Below are 17,083 nucleotides of genomic sequence, written 5' to 3' on the forward strand. Positions count from 1 at the left end.
GCGTTCCGATCAGTAGACGTCCCGGCAGTAGCGACCCGTCGCGGCGAGGCGAGCGACGTAGTTCTTCGCCTCGTCGGCGGAAAGCTTCCCCTCGCCGGCGATCACTTCCCGCAGCGCCTGATCGACGTCGCGGGCCATTCGCGACGCGTCGCCGCAAACGTAGAAGCAGGCGCCTTCTTCGATCCAGCGGAAGAGCTCGCTAGCGTTCTCCCGCATCCGATCCTGGACGTAGACCTTCTGCGATTGATCGCGACTGAACGCCAGGTCGAGCCGCGTCAGCGTTCCGCGATCGCGCCAGTTCGCGATCTCGCTTTCGTAGAGAAAGTCGCACTCGCGCTTCTGATCGCCGAAGAAGAACCAGTTCTTCCCCACGGCGCCGGTCGCTTCGCGATGCGACAGGAACGAACGGAAGGGGGCGATGCCGGTGCCGGGCCCGACCATGATGACGGGAGTCGCCGGATCGGCAGGCAGGGCGAAGCCATGCGCCGCTTGCACGAAAACGTCGACGCCGTCACCCTCCCAGAGCCGGTCGGCGAACATCGTCGACGCGACGCCCTTCCTGAGGCGACCGCGAAGTTCCTTTTCTACGCGACCGATCGTCAGATGAACCTGCTCCGGATGCGCGGCGAGACTGCTGGCGATCGAGTAAAGGCGGGGACTCAGCGGCGTGAGCGACGCCACAAACACCTGCGCGTCGAGCGGCGGCCGGGGCGCGGCAAGCAGCACGTCCAGGACGTCGTACTCGTCTAGCGCGTCGTCATCCTGGAGCAGCGCCCGGAGCTTCTCCTTCGCGGCCAAATCGCGTGTGGAGGCGATCGCCAGTTCGACAAGACCTTCGCTCGCGATCTTCAGGTCGCAGCGCCGCGTTAGCGCATCGAAGGCCCCGAGCGTCTCGCCGGAAGCGAGCGTGACCGGCGCCTCGCGATCGACGCCTGCCGCGGCAGCGACGGCGCGCACGAGTTCGTCGCAGTTCTTCGGCCAGACGCCGATCGCGTCGCCCGGTCGATAGACGACGCCGGTTCCGGCGAGCGAGATCTCGACATGACTTGTCCGTTTCGCGGAGCCTTCGCCGTTCAGGCTAAGGATTCGGGCGACCCTTGCGCGGCAGGGATGATTGCGGTCGAACGCGGCAGGAGGCGCTGACGCAGCGCTCGCAGCGACATGCACGCCGTTCGTCACATGTCCGTTCACGGCGTGACCGTCGGAAGCGTGTCCGTTAACAGCCGGCGCAGCGGAGGGACCGCCTTTTCTTGCCGACTCCTTCGCAATCCGCTTGAGCGCCTTCGAAGTCTCTTTGCCGCCTGGCGAGCAGAGCGAAAGGTTCTTCTCGGCCCCGTGGGCGATCGCCTCCGCGTAGCGCTTGCAGTCGTAGCCGCACGAACCGCAGTCGAGCTGCGCCATCGCCGCCATCAGTCGGCGCTCGACCGGCTTGCCTTCGGCGAGCGTCAGGCGATCGTCAATCGGCAGCGCCGGATCGTGCCAGGGGAAGTCTTCTGCCGCCGGTTCGATGGCCGGAGAAGCGGCAGGCGTTTCTGACTGGTTCGCGCGAGCGACTGCCGGCGCGTCACCCCTCACGCCGAGCCAGCCGGCGAGGAAGCCGTTCAGCCAGGCGCGCTGGACAGCGTCGAACGGGGCCGATTCGGGAACTAGCGTTGCGCTCATCTCGTCTCGCTCCTATCGCGGGCATTCAGACTGCCGGGATCAGATTCTCATGTCCGGCAGCGACGGCGCGCAACTCGTCGTCGCTCATCCGTCGGGCGAAGGCGGCGAACGATTCGTCCGCGCCGAACCGTCCGCGAAGGTAGGCGGAAAGCAGTCGCTCGACCGTGGCGGGAACGGCGTCGAAGGGAACGCCGGTCGCCGCTTCGCGTGCGATCGACGGGTCGCTTCCGTAGCCGCCCCCGACGAACACGTGGTAGCCCTCCACGAGGTCGTCGTCGACTTCCACTTTCGTAGCGATCAGGCCGATGTCGCCGATGTAATGCTGGGCGCAGGAATGCTTGCAGCCGGTGAGGTGAATGTTGACCGGCACGTCGAGTTCGATCCGCCGCTCCAGCCAGTCGGCCAGCGCGAGGGCGTTCTCCTTCGTGTGCGCCGCGGCGTACTTGCAACCCGAGGCGCCGGTGCAGGCGACCAGGCCGCTGCGGACGCTCGACGCCGACCAGTCGAGGCCGCAGGCTTCGATGGCCTCCTTGACTGCATCGACGTCGCGCTCGTCGATGCCGGTAACGATGAGGTTCTGCCAGACGGTCAGCCGGATCGATCCGTCGCCGAAGCGTTCAGCGATCGACGCGAGCGCCCGGGCCTGATCGCTGGTCAGCCGTCCGACCGGAAGCGCGACTCCCGCGTAGACCTTTCCGGCCTGCTTCTGCGGATGAAAGCCGATGTGCGAATGGCGGATCTCGGCCCTCCGCAGATCGAGCTTCTCGACAGGGAAGCGACGCAGCGGGCGGCCGAGTTCCTTTTCGACTTCGCCGAGGAACCGCTCGAAGCCCCAGTCGTCGAGGACGTACTTCAGTCGCGCTCGGTCGCGGTTCGTGCGGTCGCCCGCGGCGATGAAGACCCGCACGATGGCGAGCGCCACCTCGACGCATTCGTCTGGTCGAAGCAGGACTCCCGTCGGACGCGCAAGATCGCGGTGGCCGGTGATGCCGCCGAGCGAGAGCAGGAAGTAGATGCCCGCCGGCATCTCCTCAGTCGCTGCATCGGCATGGGCGAGCGCCGCCGTGAAGCCGACGTCGTTCGTATCCTCCAGCGCGGAGATGCTGCCCGCGCCGTCGAAGGCGATGTTGAACTTCCGCGGCAGGCCGTACATCTCGCGGCGTTGCAGGATGGCGTGATGCATCTCCCGCGCGAGCGGCAGCGTCTCGATCCGTTCGAGCGGATCGATGCCGGAAAGAGGGCTCGCGGTGACGTTGCGAATGTTGTCGGCGCCCGAGCCGCGGATCAGGATCCCGAGTTCGACCAGTTCCTGCACGACATGCACGCCGTCCCGCGGCCCGATCTCGCGCAGTTGCAGGTTCGCCCGCGTCGTGACGTCGAGATAGCCGCCGGCCCTCCGATCGGCGATGTCGGCGATGCCGCGGAGTTGCCAGCTCGTCAGCGCACCGCCGGGCATTCGGAGGCGACACACGAAGGCGTTCTGAGCCGGAGTTACATGGAACAGGCCGTGGAACTTGTAGAGGAAGACGTCGGTTCCCTTAGGGAACAGGCCCGCCTCCGCTTCGCGCATCATCTGATCCCACAGGTCGAGCGGCGGCTTGTCACGTTTCGCTTGTTCCTCCTTCACCAGCTTGCCGCCCGAGGCGACCGTGCGATCCTGCGCGGCGATCGCGAGCCGATCGGGGTGCGCGGAAGCGCACGACGACACGGGATCAGTCACGACAGCCGCGCCCGCAGGACCGAGGCGGATGGCGGCGCCCTTCGACGTTGAGTTCGAGAGGATCGGAAGATCCTGCACCGCCCGAGCGACGTCGGAACCGAACGCCCAGCCGGCGAGGTACTGTTTCTGTTCGTCGGTGAAGCCGTCAGTCGTCGTCATGGTCGAGCCTTCGCAACGTCGTCGCTCGGGAAAGTTCGTCGGCGGAAGAGGGACTACCGGGAAGCGAGCGCCGCAGCTTCATCTACGGATTCGCGGCGATCGAACGGCGCGTCTTCAGGGAGCGCCTCGAAGGCGGAAGAAACTTCCTCTTCGGCGGGCTCGCGGGATACGGAAGCGTCGTCGGCGCCCGCGGCGGATCGGTCCTCAACCCCTTCTCTTCGGGCATCCTCGGCTTCGAGGAATGCGATCACCCTGCCGCGAAGCGGGTAGTAACGCGGATCGGCCAGAACCTGTTCGCGATCGCGAGTCGGCCCGAAGGGAACGTCGATCACCTGGCCGATCCGGGCCCGCGGACCGGTCGTCATCATCACGACGCGATCGGCGACCAGCAGGGCTTCGTCCACGTCGTGAGTGACCAGAATCGCCGTCGCCTTCGTATCGCTCAGCACGTCGAGCAGGATCCGCTGCAACTCGATCCGCGTCAGGCTGTCGAGCATGCCAAACGGTTCGTCGAGCAGCAGAACTTTCGGCTGCAAGGCGATCGCCCGCGCGATGCCGACCCGCTGCCGCATGCCGTTCGACAGTTCCCGCGGATACTTGTCGAGGCGGTCACCGAGCCCGACCAGCGCCAGATAGTGCTCCGCCAGCGCTCGCCGCTGCTTCCGCGTCGCATGCGGATAAACGTTGTCGACCCCCAGGAGCACGTTCTGCAGAGCGGTCATCCAGGGGAGCAGGCTGGGCGATTGAAAGACGACCGCGCGTTCGGGTCCGGGGCCGCCGATCTCGCGACCGTCGACGACGACGCCGCCGCTGGTGATCGAATTCAGGCCGGCGACCATCGTCAGGACCGTGCTCTTCCCGCAACCGGAGTGGCCGATGATGGCGATGCGCTCGCCGCGAGCGATCTTGAGGTTGAAGCTTTCGACGGCCGGAATCGCCTCGCTGAAGCGATTGGGATACGCCTTGGTGAGTTCGAAGATTTCGACGAAGCGGTTGTCGTTCATGATCGCGTTCCTTCGTTTTTCAGACCGACCGATGCGTTCACATCGCGTGCGTCGACTTCAACGTCGAGAAGACTCGCGGACGAAGATCGGGCTTCGGCGGAATCGGGCGCCGGTCTTGCGAACTCGAGGCGGCGCCGAGGTGGGAGAGATAGCCGGAGATCTCGTTTCGGATCGCCTCGAAGCGAGGGCAGGAGTTCATCTCGCGCCGATCGCGGGGACGAGGCAGATCGATCTCGAACGAAGGACCGAGCGTCGCCCGCGGACCGGGCTTGAGCGGGATGACGCGGTCCGCGGTCAGGATCGCTTCGTCGACGTCGTTCGTGATGAGCAGGACGGTGCGGCGATCCTCTTCCCAGATCCGCAGCAGTTCGTCCTGCAGCGTCGCTCGCGTGATGGCGTCGAGAGCTCCGAAGGGCTCGTCCAGCAGCAGGATCTCCGGCCGCATGGCGAGCGCCCGTGCGATGGCGACGCGTTGCCGCATGCCGCCCGAGAGTTCGCTCGGACGCTTCTTGATCGCGGGGGTCAGCTTCACGACCTCGACGTAACGTTCGACATGTGCCCGACGTTCGGCGGAGGCCATCTCTGGAAAGACCTGCCGCACGGCCAGTTCGATGTTGGCGTAGACCGAGAGCCACGGCAGCAGCGAATAGCTTTGAAACACGATGCCCCGGTCATGGCCAGGACCGACGATCGGTTCGCCCCGCTTCAGGACCTCGCCGCTCGTCGGCTGGGTCAGACCGGCCAGCAGGTTGACGATCGTCGTCTTGCCGCTCCCGGAGAAGCCGATGATCGCGACGAACTCGTTTTCTTCGATCGCCAGGTCGAGTCCGGAGAGAATCTCAGTCTGTCGGGATCCGGATCCGAAGGCGACCGAGACGTCGCGAAGTTCCAGGCAGGGCATAACGGTCGCTCCCGATTCAGGTGAACACGGACCAGCTATCGATCAGGAAAAGGGCAGCGCTCCTACAGCGACGACGGAGCGCCTTCGCGACCGACACTCACCGCTCGCTGCAGGATCACCATCAGTCGGTCGAGCAGCAGGCCGATGATGCCTACCGTGAAGACGGCGACGAACATCTGCGCGAAGCTTTGCGAGCCGCCGTTCTGGAAAGCGTCCCACACGAACTTGCCCAGGCCCGGATTCGTCGCGAGGAGTTCCGCCGCGATCAGCACCATCCAGCCGACGCCGAGCGAGATTCGCAACCCCGTGAAGATCAGCGGCAACGCGGAAGGGATGACGATCTTGGTCAGGCGCGCCCAGAAGCCGAGGCGCAGCACCCGGGCGACGTTCAGGTGATCCTTTTCGATCGAGGCGACGCCGAGCGCCGTGTTCACCAGCGTCGGCCAGAGCGAACAGAGCGCCACGGTGATCGCCGAGCTGACGAACGCGGGCGCGAGGACTGACTTCTCCGCATCGACGTAGGCGCCGACGACGATGCCGCAGATGGGAAGCCAGACGATCGGCGAGACCGGCTTGAATAAGGCGACGAGAGGCGAGACGGCGGCCATGAACGTCGGGCTCACCCCGCACAGCACGCCGATCGGTACGGCGATCAGCGTCGCGATGGCGAATCCGAAGAAGACCGTCTTCAGGCTGGTAGCGATCTGATCCAGATAGGTCGGCGCGCCGGCGTAGCGGGCATAGCGGGCGGCTTCGATCTGCGACTCGACCGCGGCGACCTGGCTTTCCGCCGCTTCGAGCGCGAACCGCTTGGCCTCCGAGCGCGGCGAGTCGGAAGCTTCCGCGTCCGCGAGACCTGTCCGCATCCGTTCGACGTTCTCGCGTCTGGCCGGCGAATCGAGCACGACCAGCGACCGCTCCAGCGCGGCGATGCGGCCTTCGCGCTCGTCGTCGAAACGCTGCCTTCGCTCGACCGCGTCGATGTGCGTCCGCCACATGTCGCCTGCCGCGGCCAGCACGACGGGCGGCGTCGGCATCCTGCCGCTCTTGGTGACGATGTTTTCGGCGACCGCCCACCAGATGCCGAGGAAGGCGACGAACGCGGCGATCGGCACGACGACGAAGCGGACGATCTTTCGCAGTTGGGTCGGCGGATCTTCGCCGAACGCCAGGCGAACCACCGGCTCCAGCGCGTTCAGCGCCGCGAGGTCGACCGCTTTAAGGAGAAAGTTCTTCATGACGCTTCCGTGTCGGCTGGGTTCGTTCGGCGCTCGCGAGACAGGCGAGTTCAGTCCTGATTTCCGATCGCATGCTGACGGAGATAGGCCAGCGGATCTCTCCCGTCGTAGACGATGCCGTCGATGAACTCGCCGGTAGCGGGGCGGTAGCCGTCGGTCTCGGGCAGATCGGCTTCTTCGAGTAAACCTTCCGCGAGCAGGATCTCCGCCGCCTTGAGATAAACGTCGGGCCGATAGACCTGTCGCGCCGTCTCGTGATACCACTCGTCCGGTTGCGGCTCGGCGATCTGACCCCAGCGTCGCATCTGGGTCAGAAACCAGACGCCGTCGCTGTACCACGGGTAGGTCGCATGACCCGCGTAGAAAACGTTGAAGTCGGGGAGCGGGCGCTCGTCGTCTCTTCCGAACAGAAAGGTCCCCGTCATCGAGTTCCGGATCACTTCGAGGTCGGCGCCCACGTACTCGGGTCGCGCGAGGATGCGACTGGCTTCTTCGCGATGGAGGAAGTTCCCGTTCGCGTCGGTCTCGTCGAGCCACTTGCCTGCGCGGATCAGCGCCTTCACGACGGCGACATGCGTCTTCGGATGGGCGGCGGACCAGGCCTTCGTCACGCCGAAGACCTTTTCCGCCCGGTCGCGATAGATCTCGTCGCTCGTGATCACCGGGACGCCGATGTGCCTGGCGACCGCCTGCTGATTCCAGGGCTCGCCGACGCAGTACCCTTGAATGGTTCCCTGTTCGAGCGTCGTCGGCATCTGCGGCGGCGGCGTGACCGAGAGCAGCACGTCCGCGCCGGTTTCGCCGACATAATCGTCGGAGCCATACATGCCGGGCGAGATGCCCGCCGCGGCGAGCCAGTACCGCAACTCGTAGTTATGCGTAGAGACCGGAAAGACCGTCGCCATCCGGAGGGGTCGTCCCTCCGCTTTGCGGGCGTCGACGATCGGCTTCAACGCCGCGGCGCTGATCGGATGCGGCGGCGTCGAGGCGGCGAGCGCCGGATCATGCGACTGCATCTCCTTCCAGATCGAGTTCCCGACCGTGATCGCGTTGCCGTTGCGATCCATCGTGAAGGCCGTGACGATCGACGCCTTCGTTCCGATCCCGACAGCGGCGGCGAGCGGCTGACCGCCCAGCATGTGAGCGCCGTCCAGTTCGCCCGAAATCACGCGATCGAGCAGCGTCTTCCAGTTCGGCTGAGGCTCCAGTTCGACGGTCAGCCCTTCGTCGCTGAAGAAGCCCTTCTCCCTGGCGATCACCAGCGGCACGCAGTCGGTGAGCTTGATGAAGCCGAACTTCAGCTCGTCCTGTTCCAGGTCCAGCAGGATTCGGGAGTCGTCTCCTTCGCGCTGCGGCGCAGCGGCTGTGGCAACCGAAACGAGACTGCCGGACGAGACCGAGGGCGTCGCGTTCTCGCAGCCGACGATCGCGACCGCAGCCGCCGCGATCAGAATCGCGAGCAGCCTGCTCAACCGCCGACTGAACTCGAAGGCCTGAAGGTTCGGCACGCGTCCCTCGAATGAAAACGATCGCTCGGCCTGCAGCGTCGCCGACGGCTTCTCAGCGCCTATCGCACAGGCCGTTCCGAAGAGAGACTAAGGGACGTGAATCTGCTTTAATCGCCTGAAAGAAACCAAAATGGGCTCAGGTCTGCTCACCACGAGCGCTGAGAGCTCATTGGCCGAAAGATGAACTCGCCGGAGATGCCGCGTTCGCAGGCGCCGGGCGCCCGAACGTGAGAAGGAGTACGAGATGCCCAACCCTGCCGAGAGCAGAGACTCCGAGCGGGAAGGCGACGAGCGCCTCGATTCCGGGCGCCGAAGCGGATCGCCCCGCTTCGTCACGCTGTTAAAGGAAAGTCGTCAAGCGCTATCGCCTTTCACTGGCTGCGGCGCCGCGGAAGCGGCAACGGCGCGGATTTTGCAATAGGGCTCGATATGACGAGCGCATCGCCCACCCGCTTCCACCGTCCGCCGACATCGCATGACATACGGCAAGAAGGTCACGTGAATTCGTCGCCTCGCAGGGCGCGACTGGTGGTGATCGACGACGATCCCGCGACCGGCGCGATCGTGGCCTCCCTCATCGATGGCACGCAGGTAGAAGTCGAGGAAGCACGAACGGCTGCCGACGGATGGGCCCGCCTCGAACGCTCTCCGCCGGACGTGCTTGTCCTCGACAATCTTCTTCCGGACGGCCGCGGCCTGGAGCTTCTTGCCCGGGTGCGTCAGCTCGACGCCCGGCTTCCGGTCCTGTTCGTGACGGCGGAAGGGACCAGCGGCAACGCCATCGAGGCGATGAAGCTGGGGGCGTTCGACTTCCTGGCCAAGCCGATCGATCTCGACCGCCTGGAGCGGCAACTCGCCGCCGCGCTCGAGCATCGCCGCCTGATGCGAGTGCCGGTCGAGCTTTCGCCGGAGGGAACCGCCGACGGCGAAGCGCTCGTCGGAAAATGTGCGGCGATGCAGGAGGTGTTCCGGTCCATCGGCCGGCTGGCGCGACAGGACGTCCCTGCGCTACTCGTGGGGGAGACGGGAACCGGCAAGGAACTCGTCGCGCGGGCGATCTATCAGCATGGCGATCGATCGGGCAGTCTCTTTCTGAAGGTCAACTGCGGCGACCATTCGCAGGAACGCCTCGAAATCGAACTCTTCGGCGAGGAGGATCCTGCGCGCGACGACGGAACGGCTCTCCATGTCGGGAAGCTGGAACAGTGCGACGGAGGGACGCTGCTGATCGAAGAGATCGCCGAGCTCGCGCCCGCCACGCAGAGCAAGTTGTTGCGGTTCCTGCGTCAGGGGGTTTTCGAGCGAGTCGGCGGAACGCGAACTATCGCGTCGAACGTACGCGTGATTCTCACCACCGCGGACGATCCCGCGACGTCGCTTCGAAGGGGTCGCCTGCGCGAGGACCTCTACTATGCCCTGAGCGCCTACGCCCTTCCGATTCCGCCGCTGCGCGACAGGGGCGACGATCTCCGCCTGCTGACGGAGCGGTTCGTCGCCCGATTCAGCAACTTCGGTCGCGCGATCGCCGGCGAACTGCCGCGCGTTTCGCCCGAAGCGTACGACCTGTTGAGCGCGTACGACTGGCCCGGTAACGTGTCGGAGTTGCAGGCCGTTCTCCGCCGGGCGTTGATCGAATCGAAGGGGGCCGTGCTCCCCAGCGACTTCCTGCGCGACCTGGTCGCTCTGCGCGGAGGTCCCGCGACAGCGAGCGAAACAGCGAACGTCGCGGTCGCGGAGACGGCGACGCCCGCGAGTTCCCAGAGGGCGGACGCTTCAAGCGTCACGGACTGGAAGCGATTCATCGAAGGGCGCCTGAAGTCGGGCAGCGAGGACATCTACGCCGAGGCGATCGAGGAAATGGAACGCCACGCGATCACGATCGTGCTCACGCACACCGGCGGAAATCAGGCGAAGGCGGCCAAGGCGCTCGGCATGACGCGGACCAGCCTGAGGAAGAAGGTTCTGGCGCTGCGGATTCGCGTCGGATCGTTCGTCGCGTCGTCGGACGAGACGGAATGACCGCCGCCCCCGGCAAGGAAGCCGTTCCCGACCCGCCGATCCGGCACCTGACCTGGCTCTACGTCACCGCTCTGTCGTTCGTCGCCCTGCTGACGATCGCGGGCCAGGTTCTGACGCAGCGTTCGATCGCACGGCAACTGGACGACTCGCGGGTCGTCAATCTCGCGGGTCGGCAGCGGATGCTCTCGCAGCGCCTGACGCATCTCGCCTTGCGACTGGAGCGCGAGCCTTCGCCTGCCTCGCGGAGCGATCTGCGGCGACAGTTCACCGAAGACTTCGCATCCTGGACGGAGACCCATGCGGGGCTCCGGCACGGCAGCGAGTCGCTCCCCCTGCCGCGAAACGACAGCGCCGTCGTGGAGGCGATGTTCGCCGCGCTCGACGAAGCCTATCTCCCGATGCAGCGGGCGGGCGAAACGATCGCCGCCGCGGACGATCCCCGCGATGCGGATCGAGTCTCCGAAGCGACGGACGATTGGCTAGCGCGCGAGTCGGCCTTCCTCGACGGTATGGACGCGATCGTCTTTTAGTACGACGCGGAAGCGCGGGACCGGGTCGCGAGACTCCGCATCATCGAGGCCGCGCTGCTGGTCGCGACGCTGGCGACGCTCGCTGCCGAAGCGACGCTCGTCTTCCGTCCGGCGGTCCGCAGGCTCCGGCACTACGTCGAACGGCTGCGTGCGCTGAACGCGGAACTGATCCGGGCGGAGCGTCGGGCGGTCGAAGCCGACGAAGCGAAGACTCAGTTCCTCGCAGGCATGAGCCACGAATTGCGAACGCCGATGAGCGCCATTCTGGGCGCTTCGGAGATTTCGCTCGAACGAACGGACGATCCCTCGTCGAAGCGGCTGCTCGCCGCGCTGCATCAGTCGGCGAAGACGCTCTCGGGGATGCTGGACGATCTGCTCGACCTCGCAAGCTTCGATGCCGGCGCCGGACCGCAGATCGCGTCCGAACCGTTCGACGTACGCAAGACGGCGGAGCAGGCCGCGGAACTCTATCGCCCCAGCGCCGAGCGGAAAGGACTCTCGCTCGAGGTCGATCTCGATCAGCGTGTACCGCTTATCGGCCTCGGCGACGAGAAACGCGTCAGTCAGATTCTGTCCAACCTTCTCTCCAACGCGATCAAGTTTACGGATCGCGGATCCGTCGAACTCCGCGTTAGCGCGGAGGCGGAAGACGATGACCTTACGCAACTGATCATCGAAGTCGTCGACACCGGTCCGGGCGTACCGCCGGAACATGCCGAGCGAATCTTCGAACGTTTCGCACGGGTCGATCCATCGCTCCGACGCCGGGCCGGCGGAGCAGGGCTGGGGCTGGCGATTTCTTCCGAACTGGCCCATGCGATGGGCGGAACGCTGAAACTCGATCGGACGCGAGCGTCCGGCAGCCGGTTCGTCCTGCGTCTGCCGCTTCGACGGCTGAATGAGTCGGAACTGGAAGCCGCTCGAACGAGCGACCGGATCGAAGCCATCGGTGACGCGGCGCCCGAGGGGCAGTTCGAGCCGCGGGGTTCTGTTCGTCGGGCGCTGATCGCGGACGACAGCGACGCGAACCGACTGCTTCTGGCGGAGCGTCTGCGCGAGCTGGGCTTCGAGGTGACCGAGGCCTCGAACGGGCACGACGCGCTGGCGGCGGCGGAAGCCGAGGCGTTTCACGCGATCCTGCTCGACGTCGAGATGCCGGAACTCGACGGCCTGGCCGCTGCGAGTTCACTCCGGAAACGGCGGTCGGGGACGGACGACTCGCTCCCTCGGTTGATCGCCGTGACGGCCCATCCGCACGAAGCGATCCGGTCGCGGTGCCTGGAAGCCGGCTTCGACGAAGTTCTGCGCAAGCCGGCCTCGCTCTCCGCCTTGCGGCAGGCGCTTCGAATCGAAAGCGCAATTCGAGGCGGGGCAGGGGAGCAGGAACGATCGACTCCGGCGGCGACGTCCGATCAAGGCGGGGCTCAGGAGCCTGCGGCCCGGCAGATTCGGGCACGTTTCCAGCGTCGCGAGCCGCTGCTTCTGCGGCTGATCGAACTCTATCTGGCCGAAAGCGCCGAGTTGCACGAACGACTTCGCATCGCGGTGGAATCGGCGGACGCCGAAGCGATCGCACGGGTGGTGCATCGCTGGCAAGGCAGCTCCTCGAACTTCGGTTCGAGCGACCTCGACGAAGCCTTCGCGAAGTTCGAATCGGCGCTCGCTGCCGAGGGACCGTCATCGGAGGCCTTCGCCGAACTTAGCGGTTCGATCTCGCGGATCGAGCGAGTCCTGCGGCAGATCGGCGAGGAGCTTTCCCGCGAGCGACGCCCTTCGCTCGATCGAACGACCGTCGACGAGTCGCCTGCCGAAGCCCTCGACGGGTGAGCTTCTGCTCCTTCGTGTTCGGACGGCCTTACGTCGCCGCCGTCGAAGAAGCCTGCTCCCGGTTCGCCGTCGCGAACGATCGCGGGATGCGTTCCAGCACGCCGCCGTCGAACAGGTCGTACAGTCGCAGCGGCTCGAGGTGAACGTAGCCGATGTGGCAGCCGCATGACCCGTTCGGGCAGCGCGGGTCGACCTGCGGCCAATCGAATCCTTCGGCGTAAAGATTACCGATCGGCGTCTTCACGAAATGGCAGCGGGCGACGGTTCCGTCGCCGTCGATCGAGTAGACGTCGACGCCCGTGCGGCAGGAACGCCCCAGACTCTCGTGCGCCCGTTCGTTCCACACGAAGTGGGGATCGACCTGGCGCAGAGTCTCCCTCGCCGCTTCGTCGTAGTAATCGGACGGTCGCTTGATCGCGTTGACCCAGACGTAGACGTCCGGCGACACCTCTCGCCTGAGCGCCTGGATCGCTTCCGCATCCTCGCGGATGCCGACGCAGCCGACGCTGTAACGAATGCCCAGGCGATCGAGCTTGCGGCAGCGATTCACGAACCGTTCGCGCGTCGTCTGCGAAGGATGAAAGGTACACCAGAGCGCGACCTTCGACCGATCGCACGCGTCGAGCCAGTCGAGCGAGCAGGAAAGGTTGGTCTGAACGGCGACCTTCTCGACGTGCGGCAGGCGGCCCAGCTCGACCAGCGCTTCGCGATACCAGCGCCGCACCAGAGCCTCGCCCCAGGGGGTGAACAGGATGGAAATTCGATCCTGTTCGCGGCGACTGACCCAGTCGACGAACCGTCGCAGCGCCGCTTCGTCAGCGCGGAGCGCTTCCGGCGGATCGACTCGTTTCGCGAACGGGCAATACGAGCAGTCGTAGTTGCAACTCGCGAGCGGACCGCGATAGAGCAGCGAGGCGTTCACTTTCGGACGCGCCCCTCGATCAGGCGCTGCACCCGATCCGAATAGAGGGCGGGCCCGATCGCGTCGGAGTAATCGATGCCGAGCTGCGTAAGCTGCACGCGGGCCGGGTCGATCGTCGCGTAGCCTTCCTGCTCCAGTCGCCGAAGATCAGGAAAGCTCGTCAGCACGTCGCTTCCGAAGCGTCGGGCGAAGTCCGCGCGGTCGAGCCCGGAACGCTGAAGCAGCGAGAGGATCGCGTACCTCCGACGGCGTTCGTCTTCGTCGATGCGGATGCCGACCCGGGCATGCAGGAACTCTTCGTCCTTCCGCGCAAGATACTTGTCGAGGATGGCCCGGACGCCCGCCCGCGACGCGGCATAGTCGGTCGAGTAATGCAGGTCTCGCGTGTAGGACCGGGCGCCGCAGCCGACCCCCAGCATGCCGTCCGACTGGCAGCGATAGTCCGTCACTTCGTCCGGTATGGCCGCCGGCTTGCGGAACATTCTCAGCGAAACCTGTTCGTACCCGCGCTCGAGCAGGCGGTCCCTGCCCGCGCGGTAGATCGAGAGGCGATCGTCTTCCGGTTCGACGCCGACGTTGCCGAGCCCCGTCAGTTCCCGGACGTAAAGCGGATAGAGATAGATCTCCTCCGGCGCATGCTGCAGCGCCTCGTCGACGGATCGCAAGAACGCGGCGGGCGAGTGGCCCGGCATGCCGTAGATCAGGTCGACGTTGAGCGTCGGAAAATCGAACTCCCGCACGGTCTCCAACGCGAGATGCGCCTCGACGCCGCGCTGGGGGCGACCGAGTCGCTTCGATTCGTGATCGTCGAAGGACTGCACGCCGACGCTGATCCGGTCCATCCCGCGCTCGCGCAGCAGCCGCAGCTTCGAGCGGTCAATCGTCGCAGGCGACGCCTCGCAACCGGCCGGAATCGCCGCCAGACGCACGCCGAGACGGTCCTCGATCGCGTCGAAAAGCTGCGTCAGTTCATGCTCCGACAGGACCGTCGGCGTTCCGCCGCCCAATGCGAAGCGGACGAACCGGCTGTCCGGCGCCGAATCGGCGAACGCGTTCATCTCCGCGATCAGGCGGTCAAGGTAGACGGTCGCAAGGTCGCCCGCGCCCTGTGCGATCGTGAAGAGATTGCAGAACCCGCAACGAAACTCGCAGAACGGAATATGGGCGTAAAGGAACAGAGCGCTGCGATCTTCGTCGGCCCAGATCTCGTTCAGCGAAGGCGCCGGATCGAGCGGTCGATACGCGAGCTTATGCGGATAGGAATACGCGTAGCTCACGAAGGGCTTTCGGGAATCGATCATGGCGTGGCCGAGGTCGTCCCTTCCACGAAGAACTCGGCATACGGCACCGTCCAGACGACCGGGTGGGCCAGCCGATGCCCCCGGTAGCCGTCCTCGCCGTACGCGGCGCCGTGGTCAGAACAGACGACGCAAAGCGTCCTTCCCCGCGAGGCCATCGCCTTGAACAGCGGCGGCAGCGAGCGGTCGACGTATTCCAGCGCCGCCGCGTGCGTCTCCAGGGTGTCCTCGACCGCTCCCGGAACGAACAGTCGATTCGGCTCGTGGATGGCCGAGAAGTTGATGAAGAGGAACGTCCGCCGATCGGGCGAACCGGAGCGCAACAATTCGCACGCGAGCTCGACCTGCTCCTCGGCAGAGATCGGCGAAGCGGTCCCCATCGACTCCGACCAGTAGCTCTCCTCGAACAGATCGGGCAGCGTCCTGCTGAGAGGCGTAAGTCGGTTAAAAAAGCCGACTCCGCCGATGCAGATCGTGCGGTAACCCCGGTCGCGAAATCCGGACACGATTTCCGGCGCATCGAAGACGCAGGTGCTCGGACCCGTCGTTTCGCTGCCGGCGAAGCGCGCGGCGAAGAGACGCTCGCTCTTCTGCGGCATCGCCGGCGTCGGCAGGAACCCGGCGAAGAAGGCCTGATGCGAGGCGTACGTGAACGACCCGGGCGAGTGGCGTTCTTCCCACTGCCCGCCGGGAAGATGCGACGCCAGGCAGGGCGTACGTCCCTCTTTCAGGACCTTCGCGGCGACGTCGTAGCGCAGCGCGTCGAGCGTCAGCAGAGCGACGTCGCCGTGATCGACGTGACTTCGGGCGTCGAGCATGCGGATCACGTCTCGACGAGAGGTCGGTAGAGTTCCGGATCGTCGAATCCGGCCGTCCAGGCGATGGCCTGTCGGCAGGTCGTCGTCTCCGGCGGCACGCGCAGCACGTAACGACGCTTCGTCGAGGGACAGAAAACCGCGACGCAGACGAGCGGTTCGTCGTCCTCCAGTTCCACCCGCAGCAGTCGACGTTCGCCGCCCGGGTCCCGATCGACGTCCAGCGTTTCGGAATCGACCTCTTCCAGGAACGCGTCGAAGCCCATGCGATCCATCATCACGCGGCGGACCTCGGCGTTTCGTTCCGCCAGGATCTCACGCCCCGTGATCTCCTCCGGTCGGAAGCAGATCCGCTCGTCTACAGGAACGCCGCGCCACCGCAGGCCGACCCCCTTCAGCGATTGGGGAAGCTCGCGAATCTGCGTATCGCCCACGTCGATCCAGGAGGAGACCTCCAGTCCCTCCGGCAGCCTCTCCAGGCGCGAACAGCCTGCCAGATCCAGGTACGAGAGCCGTCCGAGCCACGGGGGAAGTTCCGTCAGCAGCGGACAATCGCGGGCGACCAGTCCGCCGACCCGCAGCGTCGCGCGGGAGGGCCAGCCGCTCAGCCGACGACAGCCGGAGATGATCAGGAATCGGGCGTCGAACTCCTCGGGCAACGTTTCGAGCGACGTACAGCCGCTGACGTCGATCGTTCCCGCCGCGAGTCCGCGGGGCAACGTCCGCAGTCGATCGCAGCCCTGAAGATTCAACCGAAACATCGCGCGGACTCCGTCCGGCAACGATTCGATCGGAGCCCCGGGCATCTCCAGGCTGTAGCACTGCAAGCCTGGCGGCAGGCTGCTCGGCCCCGATCCTCTCGGCCATGCGAGCGTTCCGGGCACGACCATGCCCGACGGCGCAGCGCCGGCGGCGATCTGTCGCTTCGCCTGTTCGAACTTCGATTCTGGCTGCTGCATAGAAACGCTTCCCGAACTTGCTACGGTGCGGGTTCGCCAGGAGCGAAACCATTCGAAAAGAGCGCGCATCGATTTTTCAATCCACGACGCGACGAATCGCTTCCGGCGAGTATTCCCGCTGGATCCAGACGCGATAGATGCCGCGCGGAAGTTCGATCTCCGCATGCTCTTCGTGGATCAGCGTGGCCCGTTCGCCGAACACGTTGAGGTAGCGATCGTCGCCGTGCTGAAACAACTCCGCGACGTCGCGTTCGCGGACGCGATGGGCATGGCCGGTGATCTCGCCTTCGGCCAGCACGACATGCCGCAACTTTCGCGCGTCCTCCGGAAGGGAGTCCGACGCGGCGATAAAGACGTCGCCATGGCGATACATCGAGGCGCCTCCGCACGACCGTGAAAAATAAACGTTCGTCACGCGATCCCCTACTGATCGCGCTGTACACTACCGCCCGACAGCATCGCCGAATCCAGATCGGACTGCAAGTCGCGCGTTCGGATCGCGACGAGGCGCGGTGCGAGAA

Annotated in this window: 14 protein-coding genes; 3 read left to right on the forward strand and 11 right to left on the reverse strand. The window is 65.7% G+C overall.

Annotated elements, in window-relative coordinates; all coding sequences use genetic code 11:
- Window positions 1–9: 9 nt before the first annotated feature.
- The 6 genes from SH602x_RS17895 to SH602x_RS17920 form a co-directional block, all read right to left on the reverse strand.
- Window positions 10–1,662 (reverse strand): sulfite reductase subunit alpha, encoded by a 1,653-nt coding sequence (locus SH602x_RS17895; protein WP_479473613.1) that lies wholly within the window; start codon window positions 1,660–1,662, stop codon window positions 10–12.
- Window positions 1,663–1,687: 25 nt separating this feature from the next.
- Window positions 1,688–3,541: a NirA family protein gene (locus SH602x_RS17900; protein WP_479473614.1), complete on the reverse strand. Its 1,854-nt coding sequence runs from the start codon at window positions 3,539–3,541 to the stop codon at window positions 1,688–1,690.
- 53 nt (window positions 3,542–3,594) lie between these two features.
- Entirely contained in the window at window positions 3,595–4,545 is a 951-nt protein-coding gene (locus SH602x_RS17905; RefSeq protein WP_479473615.1) for an ABC transporter ATP-binding protein, read from the reverse strand.
- Window positions 4,546–4,582: 37 nt separating this feature from the next.
- Window positions 4,583–5,446 (reverse strand): ABC transporter ATP-binding protein, encoded by an 864-nt coding sequence (locus SH602x_RS17910; protein ID WP_479473616.1) that lies wholly within the window; start codon window positions 5,444–5,446, stop codon window positions 4,583–4,585.
- A gap of 62 nt (window positions 5,447–5,508) precedes the next feature.
- Window positions 5,509–6,684 carry an ABC transporter permease gene (locus SH602x_RS17915; RefSeq protein ID WP_479473617.1) on the reverse strand — a complete coding sequence of 392 codons (1,176 nt, stop codon included), beginning with the start codon at window positions 6,682–6,684 and terminating at the stop codon, window positions 5,509–5,511.
- 50 nt (window positions 6,685–6,734) lie between these two features.
- Window positions 6,735–8,192: a CmpA/NrtA family ABC transporter substrate-binding protein gene (locus tag SH602x_RS17920; protein WP_479473618.1), complete on the reverse strand. Its 1,458-nt coding sequence runs from the start codon at window positions 8,190–8,192 to the stop codon at window positions 6,735–6,737.
- A 498-nt stretch (window positions 8,193–8,690) separates the two neighbouring features.
- Here SH602x_RS17920 and SH602x_RS17925 point away from each other — a divergent pair, with 498 nt between their 5' ends.
- The 3 genes from SH602x_RS17925 to SH602x_RS17935 all read left to right on the forward strand — a co-directional run bounded on the left by SH602x_RS17925 (window position 8,691) and on the right by SH602x_RS17935 (window position 12,568).
- On the forward strand, window positions 8,691–10,211 hold the full coding sequence (locus SH602x_RS17925) for a sigma-54-dependent transcriptional regulator (protein WP_479473619.1): 1,521 nt from the start codon (window positions 8,691–8,693) through the stop codon (window positions 10,209–10,211).
- Window positions 10,208–10,741: a type IV pili methyl-accepting chemotaxis transducer N-terminal domain-containing protein gene (locus SH602x_RS17930; RefSeq protein WP_479473620.1), complete on the forward strand. Its 534-nt coding sequence runs from the start codon at window positions 10,208–10,210 to the stop codon at window positions 10,739–10,741. The genes SH602x_RS17925 and SH602x_RS17930 overlap by 4 nt, the downstream gene beginning before the upstream one ends.
- A 168-nt stretch (window positions 10,742–10,909) precedes the next feature.
- Entirely contained in the window at window positions 10,910–12,568 is a 1,659-nt protein-coding gene (locus SH602x_RS17935; RefSeq protein WP_479477113.1) for a hybrid sensor histidine kinase/response regulator, read from the forward strand.
- A gap of 28 nt (window positions 12,569–12,596) precedes the next feature.
- On the opposite strand, the gene SH602x_RS17940 is transcribed toward SH602x_RS17935, so the two are convergent.
- The 5 genes from SH602x_RS17940 to SH602x_RS17960 form a co-directional block, all read right to left on the reverse strand.
- Entirely contained in the window at window positions 12,597–13,490 is an 894-nt protein-coding gene (locus SH602x_RS17940) for an STM4011 family radical SAM protein (protein WP_479473621.1), read from the reverse strand.
- Window positions 13,487–14,791 carry an STM4012 family radical SAM protein gene (locus SH602x_RS17945; protein WP_479473622.1) on the reverse strand — a complete coding sequence of 435 codons (1,305 nt, stop codon included), beginning with the start codon at window positions 14,789–14,791 and terminating at the stop codon, window positions 13,487–13,489. Before SH602x_RS17945 ends, SH602x_RS17940 begins: the two co-directional genes overlap by 4 nt.
- Window positions 14,788–15,606, reverse strand: a complete 819-nt coding sequence (locus SH602x_RS17950) for an STM4013/SEN3800 family hydrolase (RefSeq protein WP_479473623.1) — start codon at window positions 15,604–15,606, stop codon at window positions 14,788–14,790. The genes SH602x_RS17945 and SH602x_RS17950 overlap by 4 nt, the downstream gene beginning before the upstream one ends.
- 5 nt (window positions 15,607–15,611) lie before the next feature.
- Window positions 15,612–16,562 carry a DUF6745 domain-containing protein gene (locus SH602x_RS17955; protein ID WP_479473624.1) on the reverse strand — a complete coding sequence of 317 codons (951 nt, stop codon included), beginning with the start codon at window positions 16,560–16,562 and terminating at the stop codon, window positions 15,612–15,614.
- Window positions 16,563–16,638: 76 nt separating this feature from the next.
- Entirely contained in the window at window positions 16,639–16,935 is a 297-nt protein-coding gene (locus SH602x_RS17960) for a hypothetical protein (protein WP_479473625.1), read from the reverse strand.
- Between the last annotated feature and the right edge of the window lie 148 nt (window positions 16,936–17,083).

This window comes from Lignipirellula cremea (assembly GCF_056501455.1).